Here is a 24,272-nt window from a genome sequence, read left to right as displayed (position 1 = left end):
CAATGCAGTTTTTCAGCACAAGAGACGCGGCCCGGCAGGTGTCCGCCTCGCAGGCCATCGTCCAGGGCCTGTCGGATGAGGGCGGCCTGTTCGTGCCCCAGTCCTTCCCCCAGGTGGATGTGCAGGCGGTCTGCCAGCTGGAGTATCCGGCCATGGCGGCGGCTGTCCTGCGGGAATACCTCACCGATTACGATCCGGCTTTCCTGGCCCGGGCGGCGGCTGAAACCTATGGCGCCGCCTTTGCGGGCAAAGCGGGTTTCCTGGCCCCGGTGGAAGGAGATACCTGGGCCCTGGAGCTGTGGCACGGGCCTACCTGCGCATTCAAAGATTATGCCTTGCAGTTGATGCCCAAGCTGCTGGTGGAGGCCAAGCGCAATCTGGGCCGCACCGAAAAGACCCTGATCCTGGTGGCCACCAGCGGGGACACCGGCAAGGCCGCTCTGGACGGCTACCACGACGTTCCCGGGGTGGAGATCGCGGTGTTCTATCCCACCGGCGGTACCAGTGAGATCCAGCGGCTGCAGATGGCCACCCAGCAGGGGGACAATGTGGCGGTGTATGCGGTGCGGGGCAACTTTGACGATGCCCAGACCGGGGTCAAGCGGGTGTTTGCAGATAAGCAGATCGCAGAGCAGCTGGCCGGCCGGAACATCCGCCTGTCCAGCGCCAATTCCATCAACTGGGGACGGCTGGTGCCCCAGATCGTCTATTATTTTGCGGCCTATGCCCAGCTGCTCAAGGCAGGGAAGGTGGCCATGGGCGATCCGGTGGACTTCTGCGTGCCCACCGGCAACTTCGGCGACATTCTGGCGGGCTACTATGCCAAACGGATGGGGCTGCCCGTGGGCCGGCTGGTCTGTGCGTCCAACAAAAACAACGTCCTGACCGACTTTTTGAACACAGGCGTCTACACCGCCCGGCGCGCTTTCTTCAAGACCAGTTCCCCCAGCATGGATATCCTTGTCTCCTCCAACCTGGAGCGGCTGCTGTACCATGTGACGGGCAGCGACACCGAGGTGGCCGCCCTGATGGCCCGGCTGAGCCAGACGGGCAGCTACACCGTCCGCCCCGAGACGCTGGCCGCCATCCAGGAGACCTTCTCCTGCGGCTATGCCGAGGAGGATCAGGTGGCCGGGGAGATCCGCGCCCGCTGGCAGCAGGACGGTTATCTCTGCGACACCCACACGGCGGTGGCCTTCCATGTGGCGCGGCAGAACAAGCGGGCAGGGGTGCCCATGGTGGTGCTGTCCACCGCATCCCCCTTCAAGTTCCCCCGCAGCGTCCTGGCCGCCCTGGGCCAGCGTGCCCCCGAGAACGACTTTGAGGCCATGGGCCTGCTGGAGCAGGCCACCGGCCGCACCGCCCCGGCCAGCCTGGCCGGCCTGCGGGGCAAGGCCGAGCGCTTCGACGCCGTCATCGACCCGGAACAGATCGCGGCGGTCGCTCTGGGCTGTCAAATTTAAATAAAACCGGTGTGCCTTGCCGCACACCCTGGAACAGGAGAGACCGATGGCACTTTTTGTGCTGGGCGACACCCATCTATCCCTGGGCGCCGCCAAACCCATGGACGTATTCCCCGGATGGGGCGGCTATGTGGAAAAGCTGGAGGCCAACTGGCGCAAGCTGGTCAAGCCGGAGGATACGGTGGTACTGGCAGGGGACATCAGCTGGGCCATGCGCCTGACCGATACCCGCCGGGACTTCGCCTTTCTGAACAGCCTGCCCGGCCAGAAGCTCATCATGAAAGGCAACCACGATTATTGGTGGTCCACCGCCAACAAGATGAACGCTTTTTTCAAGGCCGAGGGCTTTGATACGCTGCATCTGCTGCACAACAACTCCTATACGGTGGATGGCTGTGCCTTGTGCGGCACCCGGGGCTGGCTGTTCGATGTGGGGGAACCCCACGACGAAAAGGTGATGAACCGGGAGATCGGCCGCCTGCGGCTGAGCCTGGACGCCGCCGAACCGGGCCTGGAAAAGCTGGCCTTCCTGCATTACCCGCCGGTGTACACCAACGCAGATGCCCCCGAGATCGTGGCGGTGCTGAAGGAATACGGGGTGCGGCGGTGCTTTTACGCCCACCTGCACGGCAAAGCCATCCGTTTTGCGGTGCAGGGCGAGGTGGACGGCATCCGCTATAAGCTCGTCAGCGCCGACGGACTGCACTTCTGTCCGTATAAAATCACATGAAACGGGCAGGGCGCAGGGGAAAAATCCCAAAATGTGAAAAAACAGCTGGCATTTATGCACTGAACGTGTTATAATAAACGCTGACGCGATTGTCGTACCCAAAGGCGCGTGCGCCCTTTGAGAAGTAGATGGGCGCGCGGCGCAGATGCGGGGAGAGGATTCCTCTGCCCCAGCACCAATATTTGAGCGGAGGAAAATCAAATGAATCTTATCAAGTGTGAAAAGCTCGAAAAGAGCATGGCAGAGCTGCAGTTTTCCATCGATGCAGACACCTACAAGAATGAGGTCCTGAAGGTCTTCAAGACCGAGGGCAAGAAGTATGCCGTCCCCGGCTTCCGCAAGGGCAAGGCGCCCCGCCACCTGATCGAGCGGATGTACGGCCCCGATGTGTTCACCTACGACGCCATCAACAACCTCTTCCCCAACGAGTTTGAGGCTGCGGTCAAAGAGGCCGGCATCGAGCCTGTGGGCCGTCCCGAGGTGTCGGTGGATTCGGCCAGCGACGACCAGGGCGCTGTCCTGACCGTCAAGGTCGCCGTCAAGCCCGAGGTCAAGCTGGGCGCATATGCCGGTCTGACCGTGGAAAAGACGGTCCATACTGTACAGGAGTCGGCTGTGGAGGCCGAACTCAAGCGTGTACAGGAGCGTAACGCCCGCGAGCTGACCCGGGAGGGCGCCGCTCAGAACGGCGATATCGTGGACATCGACTTCGAGGGCTTCACCGACGGCGTGGCTTTTGAGGGCGGCAAGGCCGAGCACTATCACCTGACCCTGGGCAGCGGCAGCTTCATCCCCGGCTTCGAGGATCAGATCGTGGGCCACAGCGCCGGCGAGGAGTTCGACGTCAACGTCACATTCCCCGAGCAGTACCAGGCCGATGAGCTGGCCGGCAAGCCCGCTGTGTTCAAGATCAAGCTGCACGAGGTCAAGTACAAGGAGCTGCCCCCTCTGGACGACGAGCTGGCCAAGGACTGCTCCGAGTACGATACCCTGGAGGAGTTCAAGGCATCCATCCGCAAGGCCGACCAGGAGCAGCTGGACAAGCAGGATGACCTGGCTGTGGAGAACGCTCTGGTGGATCAGGTCATCGGCGGCATGGAGGCTGAGATCCCCCAGGCCATGTATGACACCCGCATGGACGAGCTGGTCAACGACTTTGCGTTCCGTGTGGAGCAGCAGGGCCTGAGCCTGGAGAACTACCTGAAGTATATGGGCCAGACCATGGAGCAGTTCCGTGCTTCCTTCATGCCCCAGGCTGAGAAGCAGGTCAAGATCCGTCTGGCCCTGGAGGCTGTGGCCGCCGCTGAGAACATCGCTGCATCCGAGGAGGATGTGGACGCTGAGATCAAGCGGATCGCAGACCAGTACAAGATGGAGGAGAGCAAGGTCCGCGAGCTGGTCAACATGGACGAGCTGAAGAAGGACCTGGCTGTCAACAAGGCCATCGACTTCATCAAGAGCCACGCCAATATCGTGGAGAAGGCCGCTGAGGCCGAAGAGGCTGCCGACGCCGAGTGATCGGACCGGCCGGGGTCATAAGCCGGGATGAAGCGCGCAGCTGCGCCGCTTTTGGCCTGTGCACAAGTTGTTGAAATTGACCGATGCGGCGGTTTGAGGGCCGTATCGGTCAATTTTGCAAAAAGAACGAAATCGAATTTGATTTTCAGGAGGCGAACTGTAATGAGTTTTGTTCCTTATGTTGTAGAGCAGACGGCCCACGGAGAGCGCTCGTATGATATCTTCTCCCGTCTGCTGAATGACCGCATCATCGTGCTCAGCGAGGATGTCAACGACACCTCGGCAAGCCTGGTGGTTGCCCAGCTGCTGTACCTGGAGGGGCAGGACCCGGACAAGGACATCAGCCTGTATATCAACAGCCCCGGCGGTTCCATCAGCGCGGGCATGGCCATCCATGACACCATGCGCTATATCAAGTGCGACGTCTCCACCATCTGCATGGGGATGGCCGCCTCGATGGGCGCGTTCCTGCTGGCCAGCGGCACCAAGGGCAAGCGCATCGCGCTGCCCAACTCCGAGATCCTGATCCACCAGCCCCTGATCGCCGGCGGGCAGGGCGGCGGTCTGTCGGGCCAGGCCACCGATATCAAGATCCACGCCGACCACATCGTCTATCTGCGCGACAAGATCAACGGCCTGCTCAGCGAATACACCGGCCAGCCCATCGAGCGGGTGCGCCAGGACACCGAGCGGGACAACTATATGACCGCCCTGCAGGCCAAGGAATACGGCCTGGTGGACGAGGTGATCGCCTCCCGCTGAGGATCGGGCGGCCTTGAGCGCAGAAACGCAGAATAAAGGAAAATACAGCTATGGCAAATAACAATTCCGGCAGAGACAAAAACGAAAAAGACCTTGTTTGCAGCTTCTGCGGCAAGCACCAGGACGAAGTCGAGCGGATGATCATTGGCCCCGGCGTCAACATCTGCAGCGAGTGCATCGGCCTGTGCTATGACCTGCTGTCTGACAAGCCCGACCGCTCCAGTGGCAATCGGCCGGGCCGCGGCGCTTCCAGCGCCCGGGGCCGCATCCAGCCGGCTGCGGTGGCGCCGGTCAACATCATGACCCCCGAGGAGATCAAGGAGGGGCTGGACCAGTATGTCATTGGCCAGGACGACGCCAAACGCGTGCTGTCGGTGTCGGTCTACAACCACTACAAGCGGATCATGAGCGGCAAGGGCAACGACGTGGAGCTGCAAAAATCCAACGTGCTGCTGCTGGGTCCCTCCGGCGTGGGCAAGACCCTGCTGGCCCAGACCCTGGCCCGGATGCTGGGCGTGCCCTTCGCCATCGCGGACGCCACCACCTTGACCGAGGCGGGCTATGTGGGCGAGGATGTGGAGAACATCCTGCTCAAGCTGATCCAGGCGGCGGACTTTGACGTCCAGCGCGCCCAGATCGGCATCATCTATATCGACGAGATCGACAAGATCACCCGCAAAAGCGAGAATCCCTCCATCACCCGGGACGTGGGCGGCGAGGGCGTACAGCAGGCTCTGCTCAAGATCCTGGAGGGCACGGTCAGCAACGTGCCTCCCCAGGGCGGCCGCAAGCATCCCCAGCAGGAGTTCATCCAGATCGACACCACCAACATCCTGTTCATCTGCGGCGGCGCCTTCGATGGGCTGGATAAGTACATCCAGCGCCGCACCGACAATTCGGCCCTGGGCTTCGGCAGCACCCTGAAGGACAACTCTTCCGACGCTCAGAAGGCCCTGCTGCGGAAGGTGGAGCCCCACGATCTGGTCAAGTTTGGCCTGATCCCAGAGCTGATCGGACGCCTGCCCGTCATCACCGTCCTGGATGACCTGGACGAGGAGACCCTGGTGCGGGTGTTGAAAGAGCCCAAGAACAGCCTGGTCAAGCAGTACAAGGCGCTGCTTGGCATGGACAATGTGGAGCTGGAGTTCACCGACGAGGCCCTGCGCGCCATCGCACGCAAGACCATCGAGCGCAAGAGCGGGGCCCGCGGCCTGCGCAGCGTGATGGAGAACCTGCTGATGCCTGTGATGTACGCTGTGCCCAGCGACCCCACCATCGTCCGCGTGACCATCGATCAGGATACGGTGGAGGGCGGGGAAGCCCACATGGAATACGGCGCAGTCCGCAAGCGGTATAAAAATCAGATCTCGGTGAGCTGAGGCCCGCCGCCAGATCGGAGGCGTGCCGGCATCCGGTACGCCGGGCCCGGAGGGGGCATAAGTCCCCGCCGGGCTTTTTTCGTGTAAAATTCTTGTTTCTCAAAGCAAAGTGTACTATAATAATAAAGTCTGGGATCATGCCGGCCCGGCCGGCTGATGGTGTCCGGCCCCCCGCTTTCTCTGGCAGGGGAGCGGCCTGGGGCGCATCCGGCGCGCACGGATGCGGTGAAGATACGGCAACCGAAAGTATAGTAAAGGAGTAAGCGAAATGGCAAATTATCTGGAGATGAGCACCGAAGAGCTGAAGGAGGAGGAGCGCAAGCTGCGCGCCGCCTATCAGAATTTCAAGGGCATGGGCCTGAATCTGAATATGGCCCGCGGCAAGCCCGGCCCCCACCAGATGGACCTGGCGATGGACCTGTTCAAGACCACCGACTACACCGCTGCGGACGGCACCGACGCCCGCAACTACGGCAACCTGGAGGGCCTGTACGAAGCCCGGGAGCTGTTTGGCGAGGTGATGGGCGTCAAGCCCGAAAACGTCTTTGTGGGCGGCAACTCCAGCCTGCAGCTGATGTATTTCCTGGTCAGCATCGGCTATACCTTCGGTTTCCCGGAGTCGCCCTGCCCCTGGTCCCAGGTGGACCGCCCCAAGTTCCTCTGCCCGGTGCCCGGCTATGACCGCCACTTCCGCATCACCGAGGAGTTTGGGATCGATATGATCAACGTCCCCATGACCCCGGAAGGCCCGGATATGGACATGGTGGAGAAGCTGGCCGCCGAGGACCCCACCATCAAGGGCATCTGGTGCGTGCCGCAGTATTCCAACCCCGACGGCTACACTTACAGCGACGAGACGGTGCGCCGTTTTGCCTCGATGAAGACCGCCGCCCCCGACTTCAAGATCTTCTGGGATGAGGCCTACATCGTCCACCACCTGACCGACGAGATCATCGAGACCCCAGTGCTGCTGGAGGAGAGCAAGCCCTACGGCAACGAGGACCGCGTGTTCATGTTCACTTCCACCAGCAAGATCACCTTCCCCGGAGCGGGTGTCTCGGCTCTGGCCTGCAGCGACCGGATGATGAAATACGTCTGCAAGCGCTTTGAAGTGATGATCATCAGCTACGACAAGATGAACCAGCTGCGCCATGTGCGCTTTTTGAAGAACAAGGCGGGCGTGCTGGCCCATATGCTCAAGCACCGCCGCCGTCTGGTGCCCTGCTTCGACGCGGTCAAGACCACCTTTGCCCAGAAGCTGACCCCCTGCGGGGACATCGCCCACTGGACCGACCCCAAGGGCGGCTACTTCATCAGCCTGTATGTGATGCCCGGCTGCGCCAAGCGGGTGGCCCAGCTGTGCAAGGAGGCGGGCCTGGTGCTGACCGGCGCCGGCGCGGCCTTCCCCTATGGCAAGGATCCCGAGGATTCCCACCTGCGCATCGCCCCCACCTATCCCAGCCTGAGCGAGGTGGAGCAGGCCTCGGAGCTGCTGACCGTCTGCACCCGGCTGGCCACGGTGGAGCACCTGCTCCAGAACCAGGGCTGATGCCCCGACACTGCTTTTGGCCTGTCATTGGAACCGGCAGGCGGAAAGAATAAATTGGGAGGTTTCCGAGAATTTATGAAGACAAAAGGCAGAGCATGGCATCTCATCGCTGCGGTGCTGTTGATCCTGGCGTTCGCGTTCACCGCCTTCTTCGGCGTTTCGGCCAAATACGGTGACGTGACCACCACCTACATCAAGGGCGTCCGGGATATCCGCTTTGGCGTGGACATCAAGGGCGGCGTCAATGTGACCTTCCTGCCGTCGGGGGACTTCGATGCCACCGACGAGCAGCTGGACGCAGCCCAGTCGGTCATCGAGAACCGCCTGGTGGCCCTGAACATCACCGACTATGAGCTGTATGCAGACTACAACCAGGACAGCCTGATCCTGGAGTTCCCCTGGCAGTCGGACGAGACCGCCTTTGACCCCGAGGCTGCCATCCAGGAGATCGGCACCACCGCATACCTGACCTTCCGGGAGGGGAGCAGCGCCGACGGCGCGCTGATCCTGGACGGCTCCAGCGTGGAAAACGCCACCGCCCAGTACGGCCCGGTGACCGACGGCGGCGCGTCTGAATACTTTGTAGTGCTGGAATTTGACAGCGAAGGCGCCCAGGCCTTTGGGGATGCCACCACCCGCCTGTATCAGGAGGGCGGCACCATCAGCATCTGGCTGGACGACCAGAACATCAGCGTGGCCACCGTCAACTCGGCCATCACCGACGGGCAGGCGGTCATCACAGGCTCCGGCTTCACCCGGGACGATGTGGTCACCCTGGCCCGCCAGATCAATTCGGGCGCACTGCCCTTTGCCCTGACGGTGGACAGCTATTCCACCATCAGCCCCACCCTGGGCGAGAACAGCCTGGAAGCCATGGTGTTCGCCGGCATCATCGCCTTCATCGTGGTCTTTGCCATCATGACGGTGATGTACCGTCTGCCCGGCGTGCTGGCCTGCGTGGGCCTGCTGGGCCAGGTGGCCGCCACTCTGGCGTTCGTCTCGGGTTATTTCCCGGTGTTCAACAGCTTTACCCTGACTTTGCCCGGCATCGCGGGCATCATCCTGGCCATCGGCATGGGCGTTGACGCCAACGTCATCACCGCCGAGCGCATCAAGGAGGAGCTGCGCAACGGCAAATCCCTGCCCGGCGCGCTGAAGTCCGGCTTTGCCCGGGGCCTGACCCCCGTCATCGACGGCAATGTGACCATCGTCATTGTAGCCGTGGTCCTGATGGGCGCTTTCGGTCCCACCGACGGCATCTTTGCCCGCCTGCTGAATTTTGTGTTCTTCCCCTTTGGCGCATCCACCGCGGGTACCATCTACGCCTTCGGCTACACCCTGCTCACCGGCGTTCTGCTCAACTTTGTGTTCGGTGTCTTTGGCACCCGCGTGATGATCTGGGGCGCTTCGGCCATCAAGGCTCTGCAGAACCCCTGGCTCTACGGCGCGGATCGGGAGAAGAAGGAGCCCCGGCAGATCGACTTTGTGGGCAAGCGGAAGGCTTTCCTGACCTTCTCCTCCTGCCTGATGGCGGCCATCGTCCTGTGCGCGGTGGTGCTGGGGGTCCAGATGGATACCGAGTTCACCGGCGGCGCCATGATCACCCTGAGCTACCAGGGCCAGGCAGACCTTGGCTTGGTGGAGCAGGCGGCCGAGCAGGCTCTGGACAACACCAACCTGACCCTGCAGACCGGCGAGAACGTGGCCACCGGCGAGGCAACCCTCAAGATCTCCCTGCCGGGCAGCGAGACGGTCACCACCGACCAGGTGTCGGCCCTGCTGGACAGCCTGGCGGCCAGCTGCCCCGATAACCAGTTCGCCCAGCTGTCCCTGAGCAACGTCAGCCCGGCCATGGGCACGCGCTTTTTGCAGAAGAGCCTGGTGGCGGTGGTCTTTGCCCTGGCGCTGATCCTGATCTACATCGCTTTCCGCTTCAAGAACATCGGCGGCCTGACCGGCGGCGCCATGGCCATCCTGGCCCTGGTCAACGACCTGATGGTGATTTTCGGTACCTTTGTGGTGCTGCGCGCTCCGCTGGACGGCAACTTCATCGCGGCCCTGCTCACCATCCTGGGCTACTCGGTCAACGACACGGTGGTCATCTACGACCGCATCCGTGAGAACCGCAAGCTGCTGGGCAAAAAGGCCCCCTTTGGCGATCTGGTCAACCAGTCCCTGAACCAGTCCCTCAAGCGCACCCTGATGACCAGCGTCACCACCGTGGCGGCCCTGGCTGTCATGTGTGTGGTTTCGGTGCTGTATGGCCTGGAAAGCATCTTTACCTTCGCGTTCCCCCTGATGATGGGCATGGTCAGCGGCGTGTACACCTCTTTGTGCGTGTCCACTTCCGCCTGGGTCTGCTGGAACGGCCGGAAGGAAAAGCAGAAGAAGTGAGCGCCGCCGCAGGCCGGCCCGCCACCCATGATTTGAGTACGGAGGACACCCTATGAAATGCCCTTACTGCGGCGGAGAAGAATCCAAGGTCATCGATTCCCGCCCCACCGAAGACGGAGAGCGGATCCGCCGCCGCCGGGAGTGCCTGGCCTGTCACAAGCGCTTTACCACCTACGAGGCCGTGGAGACGCTGCCCCTTATGGTGATCAAAAAGAACAACTCGCGGGAACCGTTCGACCGCCAGAAGGTCCTGAACGGGATGCTGCGCTCCTGCGCCCAGCGTCCTGTCAGCTACGAACAGCTCGAGACGGCGGTGAACAACATCGAGCAGGCCCTGCTCAGCGGCTACGACCGGGAGGTCAGCAGCGTGCAGATCGGTGAGCTGGCCATGCAGGAGCTGAAAAAGATCGACGAGGTCGCCTATGTGCGCTTTGCATCGGTCTACCGCCGTTTCGCAGACGTGGAGAGCTTTTTCACCGAACTGGAAAAACTGATGAAGGACCACAATTCCTGACCGCATCCAAAAGGCCGGCAGGGGAGAGCGTATCTCCTCCGCCGGCCTTTTTTGCTTTAAAGCCACCGCCGGGTCAGCCAGTCGATGTTCTCCACCTGGACCGAGGCCCGCCCCAGCTCCCCCAAAGCCTCCTCCTGGGCCCCTTCGTCCAGATGGCTGCCGGCAGCCTGCAGGCTGGCTTCCAATTCGATGAAGTCCCCGGTGCGCAGATAGAGCACGCTTTCCCGCCGCATCTGCCCGCACAGCCGGGCGCCCTGCCGGATGGCCTGCCGGGCCGCGGGGACGTCGTCCTGGTGCAGGGCCTCGGCGGCTGTCTCCAGCTGGAAGGAGAGCTGGTCCGCAAACAGGCGCACCCGGCGGGTGCTGTATCCGGTCAGCAGCAGGATTCCCGCCATCAGGGCAAGACAGACCCAGATCCGCTTCATCCGGCCGCCCCCTTTCCGCCGTCCCCGGGACGGCTTTCTTTTTTCAGCAGGAAATAGTCCTGGGTGTCGTTGCCCAACAGCACCAGGATCTGGTCCACCGGCAGACGGTGGGCTGCGGCCGTCTGTTCCAGCCAGGCGGCGTTCTTGCCGCAGGCGGTGAGGTTGTCGGTCAGTACCTGCCCGTCCACCACAAAGGGAAGGGTAGCCTTTTGCTGCCGGACCGCCAGCCCCAGGTCGGCCAGGGTGGGAGTCTCCTTGTCCGGCTTGCGTGCCACCGACAGGCTGCCATTGGTCTCGATGACGGCATAGGCTACGTCACGGGGGTCGTAGACGTCCTTGCCCCGCAGCGCCTCCAGCAGGTCGGCGGCGGTCAGACGGAGCATCCGCAGGGCCTGCTGGTCGATCTGCCCGTTCAGGATGACGGTTTTGGGCCGTCCCGCCACCAGGTTGGAAAAGCGCTGGCTGTGGAAGCTGAGGGCCGATCCCAGCAGCTCCAGTCCCGCGATCAGGAACAGGGGGATCAGGCTGGCCGTGATGGGCACCTCCTCCGACTCGATGGAGATGGACGCCAGATTGGAGATCAGCATGGTGGAGACCAGCTCCTCGGGCTGGAGTTCCCCCAGCTGCCGCTTGCCCATCAGCCGCATGGCGAACAGGACACAGAGATAGATCAGTATGGTGCGGAAGATCAGCAGTTTCAAGGCGTGGTAGCCTCCTTTCAGGGCGCAGGGTATGAATCCGCCGCCTTTCGGGCATACTGCCCTTGCAAGCAGCAGAAAGGATGGCGGTGCGAGATGCAGCAGCTTTCAGCCAATCTCAAGGAAAACCTGGCGGCCTTCGATACCATGTTTGGCCCTTCGGCGGATTATTATGCAAAGCAGATCTGCATTTGCGGCTGTCAGGCCGCCATTTTGCTGTTCGACAACATGGCCAGCCTGTCCACCTTGTGGACGATGGTGCTGGACGCAGTCAACCGGGAGGACCAGTTTACCGATTTCGAGGACTCGCCCGCCGCAGGCCGCCAGGTGTACGACCATCTGATGCACCACTCCGACCTGCCCGCCCAGAGCAGCCCGGTACAGACGGTGGAGGACGCCGTCACCCTGCTGACGGCGGGCTTTGCGGTGGTGCTGCTGGACGGCTGGGGACAGGGGGTGGCCTTTTCGGTCCAGAGCCTCAAGTTCCGCACCATCGGGGAACCGGCAGGGGAGGGCAACCTGCGGGGGAGCCGGGAAGGCTTTTCCGATCTGCTGCGGGTCAACCTCAGTCTGCTGCGCCGGCTGTTCCGCACCGACGGGCTGGTGATGGAGGTGGCCCAGGCCGATACCTCCATGAAGACCGAATACGCCCTGTGCTACCAGCGCGGCAAGGCGGATGAGCGGATGGTGGAGCAGGTACGCCGGGTGCTGCGCCAGGCCAAGCCCGAGATGCTGCTGGATTCCAGCTATTTCGTGCCCTGGCTGCTGCCGGTCAAATACCGCTTTTTCACACCCGTCAGCTATACCGAGCGCCCCGCCGTGGCGGCCGCCAAACTCTGTGAGGGCAAGATCGTCGTCCTGGTCAACGGCAGTCCCTCTGCCATGGTGCTGCCCGCCCTGTTTGCCGAGAATTTTGAATGCCTGGATGACTACGGCACCACGGCCTTTTTCTCCTCCTTTCTGCGGGTGATGAAATATGCCGCCTTCTATCTGACCATCTTTCTGCCGGGCGTCTTTGTCTGCCTGGCGGTGTACCTGCCGGAGCTCATCCCGCCCCAGCTGCTGTACAAGATCACCGCCGCCGAAAAAGGGACGCCTCTGCCCCTCTTTGCCGAGATGGTCATGGTCATCCTGATGCTGGAGATCATCCGGGAGGCGGGGCTGCGGATGCCGCAGTCCCTGGGCCATTCGGTCAGTTTGGTGGCGGCGCTCATCATCGGGGATGCGGCCATCGCCGCCGGCCTCATGAGCACTCCTGTCATCCTCACTGCCTGCATCACCTCGGTGGCGGTGTTCATCACCCCCTCCCTCTACGAGCCCGCCACCCTGCTGCGGCTTCTGGTGGTGGTAGCGGCCGGGCTGGCCGGGCCGGTGGGGCTGGCGGCGGTCTTTCTGGTGTTCCTGTTCAGCCTGTCGGGTGTGTCGGCTTTGGGGGTGCCCTACCTGGCCCCCTATCCCTTCCCCCACAGGCCCCTGGCCGACGACGGCGTCATCCGGCGGGATTACCGCAAGATGTCCCGCAGGACCTTCAATATCTGGCAGAGGAGGGAATGAGATGCAGCAGGAAAAAGACAGGGGCTTTTCTCTGCCGGCGCTGGGGCTGGGAATGGTCACGGCCACTCTGGCCGGCAGCTTTTATGGCAAAGCAGGAGCTTACAGCGCACGCAGCGTCCTGCTGCTGGGGCTTCTGAGCGCCCTGGCGCTGGCAGTGCTCTGCCGGATGTTTGCGCTTTGGGCCCAAAAGACCGGCCTGTTCGATGGGTCGGGCTTTTTGCCCCGTCTGGCGGGCTGGGGCTTTTTTCTCTGGTTCGGGGCGGAATTCGTCCGCATGGCCGTCACAGCCCAGACCGTCTGCCGGGAACACTTTGCCTCCAACGCGCTGATCGCGGTGCTGCCCTTGCTGCTGCTGGCCTCCTGGCAGCTGAACGCAGCCGCCCTGGACCGCGCGGCCCGGGCGCTCTGGTGGCTGCTGGCTGCCGGAGTTCTGGTCTGTCTGGCGGGGCTGTGGGACCAGATGAGCTGGCCGCGCCTGCTTGCGGACAGCCCCGCTCCGCTGCTGGCAGACAGGTGGCCGCCGGCAGCCCTTTACCCGGAATATTTTGCCCTGCCTTTGCTGTGCACCGGGCAGGAAAGGCGGCGCGGCGCCTGGCTGCCCCTTTGGAGCTATCTGGCCCAGGCCGGCTACGCCTTTGTGCTGCAGCTGGTGCTGGGGCGGATGGCAGGGTCCGGCTACACCGGCATCGAGCTGCTGCGGGCCTGGTCGCTGGGCTATTTTTCACGCCTGGATGCCTTGTTCCTGCTGGTGTGGCTGACGGCGGCGCTGTGGCGGCTGTGTATGCTGGCCTTTGTGCTGCGCACCCTCTGGCAGCGCAACACCGGACAGAAAGACCCGGCTTCCGCCCAAAACCAAAACAAGGGAGCGTCAACGTGAGAAGAACAGGCCGTAAAAAAGCCCGTACCTGCCCGCTGGGCCGGTTGGGCATTTCTTATCTGCTGGTGGCCCTGACGGCCGCCTTGGGCTGGCTGTACAGCAGCCTGCCCGACCATATCCTGCTGGAACCGGGCCAGACGCTGGCTCTGCCGCGGTTTTCCTATATCCAGCCTCTGGGCAGCGGCGGAGCGCGGAACGTGGTCAGCACCCGGACGGTGGGCAGCTACCAGGCCACCCTCTCGATCGGCGGCATATTTCCCGTCAAGCGGGTGCAGGCCGTGGTCACCCCGCGGCAGAGCGTCACCGTCTGCGGCACTCCCTTCGGGGTCAAGATGTTCTCGGAGGGAGCGCTGATCGTGGGCTTTACCGACCTCACCGACGACGCCGGCGCCCCGGTCAACCCGGCCAAAGCCGCGGGACTGCGCCTGGGCGACCGTGTGATCTGCATCGGTGATACCCCCACCGAGGGCAACGACGCCGTAAAAGCCGCCCTGGCTGCCGCCGCGGGACAGCCGGTGCGGGTGGTGTACGTCCGGGACGGGGAACAGCGCGAGGCCCGGCTCACCCCCTGCTGGGATGCCGCCGCCGGGGAATGGCGGGCGGGCATGTGGGTGCGGGATTCCTCTGCGGGGGTGGGGACCCTGACCTTCATCGACGAGGAAAAGGGGGTCTTTGCGGGTCTGGGCCACTCCATCAGCGACGGGGACACCGGCCAGAGCATTGCGCTGCGCAGCGGGGAGATCGTTCCCTGTGAGATCGTGGGCTGTGCCGTGGGCACCGCCGGCAGCCCCGGCGAGCTGAAGGGTAAGTTCATCGGCAGCCACGCCGTGGGCACCATTGCGATCAACGGGGAGAACGGCGTCTACGGGCAGACCCGGACCAGCTTCTCCGGCACCCGGATGGAAGTGGCCTTTGCCCAGGAGGTGACGGCGGGCCCGGCCCAGATCCTGACCACCATCCTGGGCCAGACCCCGCAGCTGTACGACGTGGAGATCGAGAAGGTGTCCGACGCGGAGGAGATCCGCAATATGGTCATCCATGTCACAGACCCTGACCTGCTGGGACAGACTGGGGGCATCGTCCAGGGGATGAGCGGCAGTCCCATCCTTCAGAACGGCAGGCTGGCGGGGGCGGTGACCCATGTGCTGGTCAACGATCCCACCCGTGGGTATGCCATCTTTGCCGAGACCATGCTGGCCCAGGCCGAGAGCCTGGAAGAAGAACCGGCGCCTGCGCGGTTCTAAAGGGACAGGCCGGGCCATATAGTGTTGTAACCCCGGGCGACCGGGCCAAGGAGGTGGACAGAGATGGACGAGTATCAGCAGGCGGTGCAGGCGCTGCCGCCCTTTTTGAGCGGGCCGCTGGCCCGGGTGGGACCCCGGACTGCACAGCAGGTGCATGAAGTGCGGCTGCGGGCAGAGTGTCCGGTCTGGATGAACCTTTCGGGACGGCTTTGCCCGGCCGGACAGCTGCCCGGCTGCCCGGAAGAGCTGGCCCGATTGCGGCCCACCCGGGATCAGCTGGAGGAAGCCCTTTATACCCTCTGCGGCAAGTCGGTGCACACCCACCAGGCGGAGCTGGCCCAGGGCTATCTCACCCTGCCCGGCGGGCACCGGGTGGGAGTGGGCGGGCGTTACCTGGACCACCCGGAAGAAGGGGTGATGCTGCAGGAGGTGTATTCCCTGGATCTGCGGATTGCCCGGTCCAAAAAGGCGGTCCTGCCGCCCCGGCTGGAAACCCTGCTGGCCGGGCATTTCACCGGGCTTCTGGTGGCCGGGGAACCCGACAGCGGCAAGACCACCCTGCTGCGCGCCATGGCGGCCTTTCTGGCCGGGTTGGGCCGGGCGGTGGCCGTCATCGACCAGAGGGAGGAACTGTGGCCCCAGGGGCTGGCCGGACAGCAGCCGCCCCTGGATCGGATCGCCGGGCTGCCCAAAGAAAAGGCTCTGCAGATGGCCCTGCGGACCCTGGCCCCCCAGGTGGTGGTACTGGACGAGCTGGGCGGCATGGAGGAGGTGCGGGGGCTTGAGCAGGGGTTCTTTGGCGGGGCGGACTGCATTGCGAGCCTCCACGCCGCCAGCCTGGAGGAGGCGATGCGCCGTCCCCAGGTGGCATACATGATGCAGCAGAAGATGCTGCGGGCCGTGGTGGTGTTGGCCGGCCGGCAGGACCCCGGCCGGATCAGCGGGGTGCACTTGTTATGAGCGCCGCAGCATTGCGCTGGGCTGCCGCCGCCCTGCTGGCCGTCTGTGGCTTTTGCGCGGGGGACGCCCGCCGCCAGAAGCTGGCCCGGCGCCGCCGCACCCTGGAACAGACCATTGCCCTGCTGACCAGGCTGCGGCAGGAGATCGCCTACCGGCGCACGGACCTGGGACAGCTGTACCGCACCCTGGCAGCCGAGTACAGCCCCGGGGACAGCCTGGGCCGGGCGATGAAAAAAGCAGAGTGCTTTGCCGGGATGCAGCCCCCCGCCGACCTGAGCTTGGAGGAAGCCGCCTGCTTTGCGGTCTGCTTCGGCCAGCTGGGCCGCACCGACGCCGGACGGGCCTGCGCCCAGCTGGATTATTACCTGCGGCGGTTCGGTGTGTTTCTGGAAAAGGCCAGGGAGGAGGAGCGGCTTTCCGCCAGCATGGACCGGCGGCTGGGCCTGGCGGCCGGCGCCATACTGGGGCTGCTGGTGCTATAAAAGGCAAAGGAGATGACAGGGCTTTGGAGATCGATCTCGTTTTCAAAATCGCAGCCATCGGGATCATCGTGGCAGTGCTCAACCAGCTGCTGATCCGCTCGGGCCGGGAGGATCAGGCCATGATGACCACCTTGGCAGGGCTGGTGGTGGTCTTGTCCATGCTGGTGCAGCAGATCAGCGACCTGTTTGTGACCATCAAATCCCTGTTTGCCCTCTAGGCGGTGACGCTGATGGAAGCGCTGCTGCCCACGCTGGGGCTGGCGGCAGCGGCGGCCCTATTGTACGGCCTGCTGCACCGGTCCGCCCCGGCCTTTGCCCTGCTGTTGTCGCTGGCGGCAGGGCTGGCCATCTTGGCCCGGCTGACCGCTGTCCTGCAGGGGATGGCCGCCGGCCTGACCGCCCTGGCAGGCCGGGTGGACGGCGTGGCCTTTACCAGCCTGCTGCGGTGCGCCGGGGTGCTGCTGCTGACCGATTATGCCTGCGCCGTATGCAAGGAAGCCGAGGCCGAGGCCCTGGCCTGGTGCACGGCTTTTGCGGGGCGGGTGCTGACGTTGGCCGCGCTCTGGCCCCTGTTGGAGGAGGTCTGCAAAATGATATGGGAATGGACTGGTTGAAGCGCACGGCGCTGACAGCGGCGGCGGTCCTGCTGCTGGGCCTGGCTGCGCCCCGGGCCGCCGCGCTTGCCGCTGACCAGCAGGCCCTGCCCGGCCAGGAAAGCTGGCAGCCCTATCTGGACAGTGCCCCCGTCACCCTGGAGGATTTTGTGGAGGACCCATGGCGGGCCATCCGGGATATCCTGCCGGGGGACCTGGCCCAAACCATGCGGGATTCGGTGGCGGGCTATGCCCAGGTGCTGCTGTTTTTGCTGGTGGTGCTGCTGCTCTCCTTTTTTGCCCAGGAGGGCCGGGCCGACCTGCTGGACTTGGCGGCGGCAGGGGGCAGCGCCCTGCTGTGCTGGACCGCCCTGGCCGCTCTGGCTCAAACGGTATGCGAAAAGCTGGAGGGGTGGCGGATGTTTCTGCTGGGCTTCATCCCCGTGTACGAAGGGGTCCTGATCGCCGGCGGCGAACCCACCGCGGCGGCTGCCGCCGGCGGGCTGTTCCTTACGGGGCTGTGCCTGCTGGCCCAGCTTCTTTGCAGCTGGGTGCCGCCGCTGCTCCATTGCTACCTTGCTCTCAGCACCGCCTGCTGCATCAGCACCGAGGCCGCTCTGGCCACAGCCTGCCGCAGCGTGGGACAGCTGTTCCGCAAGGGACTGGGCTGGGCCGGCCGGGCATTTGGGGCTCTGCTGGGGCTGCAGCGAGTCTTTACCGTCCAGCTGGACCGCACCAGCCAGCAGCTGGGCCAGCTGCTCACCGGTACGGTGCCCATCATCGGGCAGAGCCTCAGCGATGCAGCCGGCACGGTGCTCAGCGGGATGCAGCTGCTGAAAAGCGGGCTGGGCTTTGGCGCCATCGCTGTGCTGGCCGCCGAGTTCCTGCCCCTGTACATGATCCTGCTGGTCCATGCGGCGCTGCTGTTTGGCTGTGAGCTGCTGTGCAGCGCGGCAGGGATCAGCCGGTGCGCCGCCCTGTTCAACTGCCTGCGGGAAGCGGTGCAGGGCCTGGCGGCGGCCACGGCGCTGGTCTTTGGAATGGCGGTCCTGGGCACAGCCCTGCTGTTTGCGATGGGAGGCGGATGAAGGATGCAGCAGCTCAAGACGGCGGTGGCCGTATTCTGCACCGCCTGCATCTGCGCCGAACTGGTGGGACGGCTGCTGGGGGATGTGCGGGGCCGCCAGTGCATAAAAGCGGCGGCGGGGTTATATATCTTAGTAGCCCTTTTTCATGCCCTGCCCGGCATCCGGGCCGGGGCGGCCGATCTGGTCCTGCCCCAGGTGACCGCTTCCTCCTACGGCACGGCGGAGGAGGCCATCCTCCGGCAGGCCGAACGGGACCTGTCCGAAGACCTGGCCCGGCAGCTGGCCGGACAGGAAGGCCTGGACGTGACGGTGCAGGTCCGTCTCGAGCCCTCCGACGCCGGGGTCCGGGCCGCGTGGGTGCAGGTGACGGGATGCCCGCCCCAGGGCAGGGCGGCGGCCCAGCGGCTGCTCTGCAATGCCCTGGGCATCGGGGCAGAGGAGATCCAGTGGAGCGAAACGCCGGAAGGAGGATGAGACCATGGCTTGGCAGGAACGCCTGGCAGCCTGGCTGAAGGGCCAGAGGGAAAAGCCCCGGGCCGCCTCCCTGGCGGTGCTGCTGGGCACGGCGGCCATGCTGCTGATCCTGTGCAGCGAACTGTGGCCCGCCGCACCCCGGCAGGCTTCTTCGCAGCAGGATGCGGCCACTCCGGATGCCGAGGCATACCAGGCCCGGCTGGAGACCCGCCTGGCAGAGCTGATCGGCCAGATGGAGGGAGCCGGCCGGACCACCGTAATGATCACGCTGGAAAGCGGAGAGGAGAGGATCTATGCGCTGGACACTCAGACAGGCAGCGGCCAGAGCCAGCAGACCCACGTCCTTCTGGAGGATGGCTCCGCACTGGAGGAGACTACCTACCTGCCCACCGTCTGCGGGGTGGCCGTCCTGTGCGAAGGGGGCGGGGACGTGGGGGTGGAAGCGCGGATCACAGCGCTGGTATCGGCGCTGCTCGACGTGCCCGCCAACCGCATCTGCGTGGAGCAGCGCCAAAGCTGACCGCCGCCCCATCCATCATCGACTACTTAAGGGAGGGACCGTTCTATGAGAAACATCGCCAAAAATACCCGCCGTGCCACCGCTGTCACCCTGGCTGCCGCCCTGGCGGTGGCCTGCTATCTGAACTGGCAGTACGCCCAAACAGACCTGGACGCTTTGTCGGTGGAGACTGCCGCCTCCGCCGCTTCCCAGTCCGCGTCCTCTGAGCCGTCCGGCAAGGCCCGGATCACCGACGCGCTGCCCACCGAGGCGGAAGCGGCTTCTTCGGTGAGCAAAAACTATGGCGAAGCCCAGCTGGTCAGCGTGGCCAACGACACCGGCAGCCAGTTCTTCGACGAGGCCAGGCTCAAACGGGAAAAAGCCCACGACGAGGCGCTGGACACCATCCAGAAAACCCTGAAGGATTCCTCCCTGTCCGAACAGGAAAAGGCGGATTACACGGCCCAGATGACCGCCAATCTGGAGGACATCAACGCAGAAAACGAGATCGAGACCCTGATCAAAGCCAAAGGCTTTGCCGACTGTCTGTGCTTTTTGCAGTCGGGCCGGGCGGATCTGACCGTGATGACCTCGGGGGAGGCGCTGACCGCCGCCCAGGTGGCTCAGATCCGTGACATCGTGATGAGTAAAAGCAATGTGACTGCCCAGAATATCACTGTGGTGGAAGTCAAGTAAAAGGTGTTGTGAAAATGCAAAAAGGATGGTATAATAATTGCACAAGCAGTGATCCGGCCCCAAAGCGCGGCAGCCCGAGCCGGGTGTAAAACTGCAAAAAAGCTGTCCGCCCTGCGCAGCATAGCGGAGGCGGCAGGACCAGAGCAACGGCATCCAAATCGTGCCGGAATGAACGGAGGACCGTAGAATGGATATGCAGAATATGGATCTTATGGGCGGGAGCCTTCAGATCTCCACAGAGGTCATCGCAAAGATCGCGCGCTGTGCGGCGCTTGAGATCGAGGGTGTGGCCGAAGTCTCCTGCGGCAGGCAGCAGAGCAAAAAAGCCAAAGAGCTGCTGGAGATGGTCAACATTCAGTCGCCGGTCACGGTGGAGATGCGGGAAGGCACGGCGGATATCACCCTGAACCTGGTGGTCCGCTTCGGCACCTGCATTCCGGTCATGGCCGAAAAGGTGCAGAAGAATGTGAAGAACGCGGTCCAGAATATGACCCGCGTCACCGTCAGCCGGGTCAATCTGATCATTGCGGGCCTGGCTGCCGAGCCGTCCGATCCGGCCGCGGAGTGACCGAAAGATCATAAAGAAAAACGACCTCTCTGCAGGTGTGCCTGCAGAGGGGAATTTGATTGTTGTGAGAGGAATACTATGGAAAATCAGATGTCCCGCCGCCAGGCCCGTGAAAATGCGTTCCTGCTGGCCTTTTCCCAGACGTTTGGCGAACTGCCCCTGGAGGACGCCCTGGAGGCCAACCGTGAAAATGATGAGGAGCGCCCGGTGGACGCCTTTGGCGCCTGCCTTCTGCGGGATTACTACGAACATTCGGCGGAGGTGGACGACCTGATCCGCGCCCATCTGCGGGGCTGGACCATGGAGCGCATCCCCCGTGTGACCATCACGGTGCTGCGTCTGGCCATCGCCGAGATGCTGTACGGTGCCGAGCACAAGCCCAGCGTCGCCATCAACGAGGCGGTGGAGCTGGCAAAAAAATACGGCGCAGATGAGGATTACCAGTTCGTCAATGGCCTGCTGGGCAGCATCGCCCGGGAGTCGGGCCTTACAGAGGACGAGGCCGGCGCGCAGGAGGAGCCTGTACAGCCGTGAGCTATACACTGGGCATTGATACCAGCAACTATGCGACCTCTCTGGCTGTCTTTGCCACAGCCGGGGAGGTCATTTGCGCAAAAAAGCGTTTTTTGCCGGTGAAGGAAGGGCAGCTGGGCCTGCGTCAGAGCGACGCGCTCTTTCACCATACCGCGGCCCTGCCCGCTATGCTGGCCGAACTGGGGACCGAATTCGACCTGACTTTGATCGACGCGGTGGGCGTATCCGAAAAGCCGCGCCCGGTGGAGGGCAGTTATATGCCCTGCTTTCTGGCGGGTGTTGGCGCCGGGCAGGCCTTTGCTCTGGGCCGGGGAGTGCCGCTGGTGCGCACCACCCACCAGCAGGGCCATGCGGCGGCGGCTCTTTTTGCGGCCAAAGGGGAGGAGCTGTTCCGCCGGCAGGTGCTGCTGTTCCACATCTCGGGGGGCACCACCGACCTGCTGCTGTGCGACCAGGTGCGCCAGATCCGGCAGCTGGGCACCAGCACCGATCTTTACGCCGGACAGGCCGTGGACCGTCTGGGGGTAAAGCTGGGCTTTGCCTTCCCGGCGGGGGCCGAGGTGTCCCGGCTGGCCGCCCAGTGCCCCGATGCGATCCGGCCCAAGTCCAGCGTCCGGGGGATGGATTGCAGTCTCTCGGGGCTGGAGAACCAGTGCGGCGCCCTGCTGGCCCAGGGCAAAAGCCCTGCCTATGTCTGCAAATACTGCCTGCTCTGCGTGGCGGACACGGTGGTCCGGATGACCCGGGCCGCTCTGGAGCAGTATCCCGGGCTGCCGGTGGTCTGCGCCGGCGGCGTCATGAGCAGCGATATCATCCGGGACTGGGTGCAGCAGCGCCTGCCCTCGGTGCTGTTTGTGCCGGCACAATACGCAAGCGACAACGCCATCGGGGTGTCGCTGCTTGCAGCGCGGGAGGCGGGCCTATGGCTGAAGTGATCACCGTGACCGCCCTGAACCGGTACGTCAAAACGCTGCTGGACCACAACGACCTGCTGTACGATGTGGCCCTGCGGGGAGAGATCGCAAACTTTGTCCAGAACGCCAAGAGCGGGCACTGCTACTTTTTCCTGCGGGACGGACAGTGCAGCGTCAAGGCGGTGATGTTCCGCTCGGACGCCCGCCAGCTGGCCTTCCGCCCCCAGGACGGGATGCAGGTGGTGGTCCGCTGCCGGGTCACCCTGTATGAGCGGGACGGCGCATTCCAGGTCTATGTCAACGCCATGTTTCCGGACGGTGTGGGAGAGGCCCAGCTGGCCCTGGAACAGCTCAAGGCCAAATTGCAGGCAGAGGGACTGTTTGCTCCCGAGCACAAAAAGCCCCTGCCCGCTTTCCCCCAGAGGATTGGGCTGGTCACCAGCCGCACCGGCGCGGCGCTGCAGGACATCAAGAACGTCATCGGACGCCGGTGGCCTGCGGTGCGGCTGCTGCTGTGCCCGGTGAATGTCCAGGGCTTTGAAGCGGCAGGGGAGATCGCGGCGGCCATTGCCAGGCTGGACAAAGCCGGGGTGGATGAGATCATCGTGGCCCGGGGCGGCGGCAGCCGGGAGGACCTGTGGGTCTTCAATGCCGAAGCCATCGCCCGGGCGGCCTACCGCTGCAAAACGCCCCTGATCAGCGCCATCGGCCATGAGATCGACTACACCATTTTGGACTTTGTGGCCGACCAGCGGGCCCCCACCCCTTCGGCTGCCGCCGAACTGGCCGTGCCGGACCGGCAGGTGCTGCGGGCAAGGCTGTATGAATTGGAAGAAAATATGCATCGAAATATGCAAAAACGCCGGGATTTATGCTATAATACTTGCAAAGCCTATGCGGATGCCCTGGCCGGAGACCTGCCGCGACAGAAACTGCGCCGGGGCAGAGAGCAGCTTTCGGCCCTCTGCGGAGCGCTGCAGGCGGGCAGCCGGGCGAGCTGGAGCGAAAAAGACCGCCGGTTCCGCCACGCCGCAGCCCTGGCAGCCTCGCTCAGCCCCTATCAGGTGCTGGCGCGGGGTTATGCCATGGTGGCCGGGGCAGACGGCAAGATCCGTCAGGCGGACCAGCTGGCCCCGGGCGATACCATCCGGCTGGTGGCGGCGCACCGCCGCGCGCAGTGCCTGGTGACGGCAGTGGAGGAGACCGATGAAAGCACCCAAAACATTTGAAGAGGGGATGGCCCGCCTTGAGGACATCCTTGCCAGAATGCAGAGCGACGAAACCACCCTGGCCGAATCGGTCAAACTGTATGCCGAAGCGGCCGGCCTGGTGGAATATTGCAGCAGGACCCTGGATAAAACGTCCCTGCAAATCGACGAGATCAGCGGCCGGATGGCTGCTGCAAACACAGCCCCTGGAGGGCAGGATGCGGAACAGAACGTGGAGGAACAGGCATGAACTATCAGCAACAGTATGACGCTTACCTGGCCCGGGCCAAGCGGGCTCTGGAGGAGGCCTGCCGGCGGTATCTGCCGGCGGAATCGCAGGTGTGCCAGGCGGCCCGATACAGCCTGATGGGCGGAGGCAAGCGGATGCGGGCGGTGCTTGTGCTCAGTGTCTGTGATATGCTGGCGGGAGACAGCGCTGCGGCCGAACCGTTTGCGGCGGCGGTGGAGATGCTGCACTGCTACTCCCTGATCCACGACGATCTGCCCTGCATGGATGACGACGACCTGCGCCGGGGCCGGCCCTCCTGCCACAAGGCTTTTGGAGAGGCCGCGGCCCTGCTGGCCGGCGATGTGCTGCTGACCGAAGCCTTTGAGGCGGCGGCCCAGGCCCCCGCTTCGCCGGAGGTCTGCCTGCAGGCGGTCCAGGCGCTGAGCCGGGGCGCGGGCAGCTGCGGCATGGTCTATGGCCAGGAGCTGGATCTGAAGTACGAGGTGCTGGACACCACCGAGAGCCAGCTGCTGCAGATCCACCGGAACAAGACCGGCGCTTTGATCAACGCGGCCGTCCAGATGGGCGCTGCGGCGGCCGGCGCCGATGCAGCCCAGCGTGAGGCTCTGGAGCAGTACGCCTATGGCCTGGGGCTGATGTTCCAGATCGTGGACGACGTGCTGGACGCCACCGCTACCACGGAGCAGCTGGGCAAGCCTGCCGGCAGCGACCGGGCCAACGGCAAGACGACCTTTGTCACGCTGTACGGCCCCGACGGCGCCATGACGCTGGCCCAGCAGGTGAACCAGGATACCTGCGAGGCGGTGCGCACCGCCTTTGGGGACAAGGCTGCTTTTCTGGAGCAGCTGGCTTCGGCCATGCTGGAACGCCGCAGCTGAGGACAGGCCAAAACACAGGAA

The 24,272-nt window shown here is 64.0% G+C and carries 27 protein-coding genes; 25 read left to right on the top strand and 2 right to left on the bottom strand.

The features are described 5' to 3' along the window. Positions 1 to 2 precede the first annotated feature (2 nt). From thrC to nrdR, 8 genes are all read left to right on the top strand, one after another. Entirely contained in the window at positions 3 to 1,463 is a 1,461-nt protein-coding gene (gene thrC / locus B5E66_RS03455) for a threonine synthase (protein WP_206393029.1), read from the top strand. Positions 1,464 to 1,509: 46 nt separating this feature from the next. After that, positions 1,510 to 2,193 (top strand): metallophosphoesterase, encoded by a 684-nt coding sequence (locus B5E66_RS03450; protein WP_087228680.1) that lies wholly within the window; start codon positions 1,510 to 1,512, stop codon positions 2,191 to 2,193. A 201-nt stretch (positions 2,194 to 2,394) separates the two neighbouring features. Next, positions 2,395 to 3,711, top strand: a complete 1,317-nt coding sequence (gene tig / locus B5E66_RS03445; protein ID WP_087228678.1) for a trigger factor — start codon at positions 2,395 to 2,397, stop codon at positions 3,709 to 3,711. Positions 3,712 to 3,873: 162 nt separating this feature from the next. Beyond that, positions 3,874 to 4,473 (top strand): ATP-dependent Clp protease proteolytic subunit, encoded by a 600-nt coding sequence (locus B5E66_RS03440; protein ID WP_087228676.1) that lies wholly within the window; start codon positions 3,874 to 3,876, stop codon positions 4,471 to 4,473. A gap of 50 nt (positions 4,474 to 4,523) precedes the next feature. Continuing rightward, positions 4,524 to 5,852 carry an ATP-dependent Clp protease ATP-binding subunit ClpX gene (clpX, locus tag B5E66_RS03435; RefSeq protein WP_087228674.1) on the top strand — a complete coding sequence of 443 codons (1,329 nt, stop codon included), beginning with the start codon at positions 4,524 to 4,526 and terminating at the stop codon, positions 5,850 to 5,852. 268 nt (positions 5,853 to 6,120) lie between these two features. Continuing rightward, the gene (locus tag B5E66_RS03430) at positions 6,121 to 7,401 is read left to right on the top strand and encodes an aminotransferase class I/II-fold pyridoxal phosphate-dependent enzyme (RefSeq protein ID WP_087228672.1); all 1,281 of its coding nucleotides are present in this window, start codon (positions 6,121 to 6,123) and stop codon (positions 7,399 to 7,401) included. Positions 7,402 to 7,476: 75 nt separating this feature from the next. Beyond that, positions 7,477 to 9,795 carry a protein translocase subunit SecF gene (gene secF / locus B5E66_RS03425; RefSeq protein WP_087228670.1) on the top strand — a complete coding sequence of 773 codons (2,319 nt, stop codon included), beginning with the start codon at positions 7,477 to 7,479 and terminating at the stop codon, positions 9,793 to 9,795. A 52-nt stretch (positions 9,796 to 9,847) separates the two neighbouring features. Next, positions 9,848 to 10,309, top strand: a complete 462-nt coding sequence (gene nrdR, locus B5E66_RS03420) for a transcriptional regulator NrdR (RefSeq protein ID WP_087228668.1) — start codon at positions 9,848 to 9,850, stop codon at positions 10,307 to 10,309. A 56-nt stretch (positions 10,310 to 10,365) separates the two neighbouring features. On the opposite strand, the gene B5E66_RS13145 is transcribed toward nrdR, so the two are convergent. Both B5E66_RS13145 and B5E66_RS03410 read right to left on the bottom strand, forming a co-directional pair. Next, entirely contained in the window at positions 10,366 to 10,734 is a 369-nt protein-coding gene (locus B5E66_RS13145; protein WP_087228666.1) for a DUF4363 family protein, read from the bottom strand. Then, positions 10,731 to 11,435 carry a DUF421 domain-containing protein gene (locus tag B5E66_RS03410; protein ID WP_087228664.1) on the bottom strand — a complete coding sequence of 235 codons (705 nt, stop codon included), beginning with the start codon at positions 11,433 to 11,435 and terminating at the stop codon, positions 10,731 to 10,733. The genes B5E66_RS13145 and B5E66_RS03410 overlap by 4 nt, the downstream gene beginning before the upstream one ends. Before the next feature lie 93 nt (positions 11,436 to 11,528). Between B5E66_RS03410 and B5E66_RS03405 the strand changes: the two genes are divergently transcribed. The 17 genes from B5E66_RS03405 to B5E66_RS03325 all read left to right on the top strand — a co-directional run bounded on the left by B5E66_RS03405 (position 11,529) and on the right by B5E66_RS03325 (position 24,251). Continuing rightward, the gene (locus B5E66_RS03405) at positions 11,529 to 12,986 is read left to right on the top strand and encodes a spore germination protein (RefSeq protein WP_087228662.1); all 1,458 of its coding nucleotides are present in this window, start codon (positions 11,529 to 11,531) and stop codon (positions 12,984 to 12,986) included. A 1-nt stretch (position 12,987) separates the two neighbouring features. Beyond that, a complete protein-coding gene (locus B5E66_RS03400) occupies positions 12,988 to 13,863 on the top strand; it encodes a hypothetical protein (RefSeq protein WP_087228660.1) in 876 nt (291 codons plus the stop codon). Continuing rightward, positions 13,860 to 15,107: a SpoIVB peptidase gene (gene spoIVB, locus B5E66_RS03395; RefSeq protein ID WP_242958069.1), complete on the top strand. Its 1,248-nt coding sequence runs from the start codon at positions 13,860 to 13,862 to the stop codon at positions 15,105 to 15,107. Before B5E66_RS03400 ends, spoIVB begins: the two co-directional genes overlap by 4 nt. 63 nt (positions 15,108 to 15,170) lie before the next feature. Beyond that, positions 15,171 to 16,067, top strand: a complete 897-nt coding sequence (locus B5E66_RS03390; RefSeq protein ID WP_087228658.1) for an ATPase, T2SS/T4P/T4SS family — start codon at positions 15,171 to 15,173, stop codon at positions 16,065 to 16,067. Next, entirely contained in the window at positions 16,064 to 16,549 is a 486-nt protein-coding gene (locus B5E66_RS03385) for a hypothetical protein (protein ID WP_087228656.1), read from the top strand. Before B5E66_RS03390 ends, B5E66_RS03385 begins: the two co-directional genes overlap by 4 nt. Positions 16,550 to 16,572: 23 nt before the next feature. Continuing rightward, entirely contained in the window at positions 16,573 to 16,767 is a 195-nt protein-coding gene (gene spoIIIAC, locus B5E66_RS03380; RefSeq protein WP_087228655.1) for a stage III sporulation protein AC, read from the top strand. A 12-nt stretch (positions 16,768 to 16,779) separates the two neighbouring features. After that, the gene (locus B5E66_RS03375; RefSeq protein WP_087228652.1) at positions 16,780 to 17,163 is read left to right on the top strand and encodes a SpoIIIAC/SpoIIIAD family protein; all 384 of its coding nucleotides are present in this window, start codon (positions 16,780 to 16,782) and stop codon (positions 17,161 to 17,163) included. Continuing rightward, entirely contained in the window at positions 17,145 to 18,230 is a 1,086-nt protein-coding gene (locus B5E66_RS03370; RefSeq protein WP_087228650.1) for a stage III sporulation protein AE, read from the top strand. Before B5E66_RS03375 ends, B5E66_RS03370 begins: the two co-directional genes overlap by 19 nt. 3 nt (positions 18,231 to 18,233) lie before the next feature. Next, entirely contained in the window at positions 18,234 to 18,704 is a 471-nt protein-coding gene (locus B5E66_RS03365) for a hypothetical protein (RefSeq protein ID WP_087228648.1), read from the top strand. 4 nt (positions 18,705 to 18,708) lie between these two features. Then, on the top strand, positions 18,709 to 19,224 hold the full coding sequence (locus B5E66_RS13540; protein ID WP_275532396.1) for a stage III sporulation protein AG: 516 nt from the start codon (positions 18,709 to 18,711) through the stop codon (positions 19,222 to 19,224). Between the two features lie 45 nt (positions 19,225 to 19,269). Beyond that, positions 19,270 to 19,899 carry a SpoIIIAH-like family protein gene (locus B5E66_RS03355; RefSeq protein ID WP_087228646.1) on the top strand — a complete coding sequence of 210 codons (630 nt, stop codon included), beginning with the start codon at positions 19,270 to 19,272 and terminating at the stop codon, positions 19,897 to 19,899. Between the two features lie 187 nt (positions 19,900 to 20,086). Further along, a complete protein-coding gene (locus B5E66_RS03350; protein WP_087228644.1) occupies positions 20,087 to 20,467 on the top strand; it encodes an Asp23/Gls24 family envelope stress response protein in 381 nt (126 codons plus the stop codon). Positions 20,468 to 20,545: 78 nt separating this feature from the next. Then, positions 20,546 to 21,001 carry a transcription antitermination factor NusB gene (gene nusB, locus B5E66_RS03345; RefSeq protein WP_087228642.1) on the top strand — a complete coding sequence of 152 codons (456 nt, stop codon included), beginning with the start codon at positions 20,546 to 20,548 and terminating at the stop codon, positions 20,999 to 21,001. Next, positions 20,998 to 21,936, top strand: a complete 939-nt coding sequence (locus tag B5E66_RS03340; RefSeq protein WP_087228640.1) for a glycoprotease — start codon at positions 20,998 to 21,000, stop codon at positions 21,934 to 21,936. The genes nusB and B5E66_RS03340 overlap by 4 nt, the downstream gene beginning before the upstream one ends. Next, a complete protein-coding gene (gene xseA / locus B5E66_RS03335; protein WP_087228638.1) occupies positions 21,924 to 23,144 on the top strand; it encodes an exodeoxyribonuclease VII large subunit in 1,221 nt (406 codons plus the stop codon). The genes B5E66_RS03340 and xseA overlap by 13 nt, the downstream gene beginning before the upstream one ends. After that, a complete protein-coding gene (gene xseB / locus B5E66_RS03330; protein WP_242955904.1) occupies positions 23,122 to 23,373 on the top strand; it encodes an exodeoxyribonuclease VII small subunit in 252 nt (83 codons plus the stop codon). Before xseA ends, xseB begins: the two co-directional genes overlap by 23 nt. Next, positions 23,370 to 24,251 (top strand): polyprenyl synthetase family protein, encoded by an 882-nt coding sequence (locus B5E66_RS03325; protein WP_087228634.1) that lies wholly within the window; start codon positions 23,370 to 23,372, stop codon positions 24,249 to 24,251. The genes xseB and B5E66_RS03325 overlap by 4 nt, the downstream gene beginning before the upstream one ends. Positions 24,252 to 24,272: the final 21 nt, after the last annotated feature.

The organism is Faecalibacterium sp. An121 (genome assembly GCF_002160915.1).
Taxonomy (GTDB): Bacteria; Bacillota; Clostridia; order Oscillospirales; family Ruminococcaceae; genus Faecalibacterium; species Faecalibacterium avium.
The sequence above is the reverse complement of the archived record's forward strand: the minus strand, read 5'-3'. Positions and strand labels throughout refer to the sequence as shown.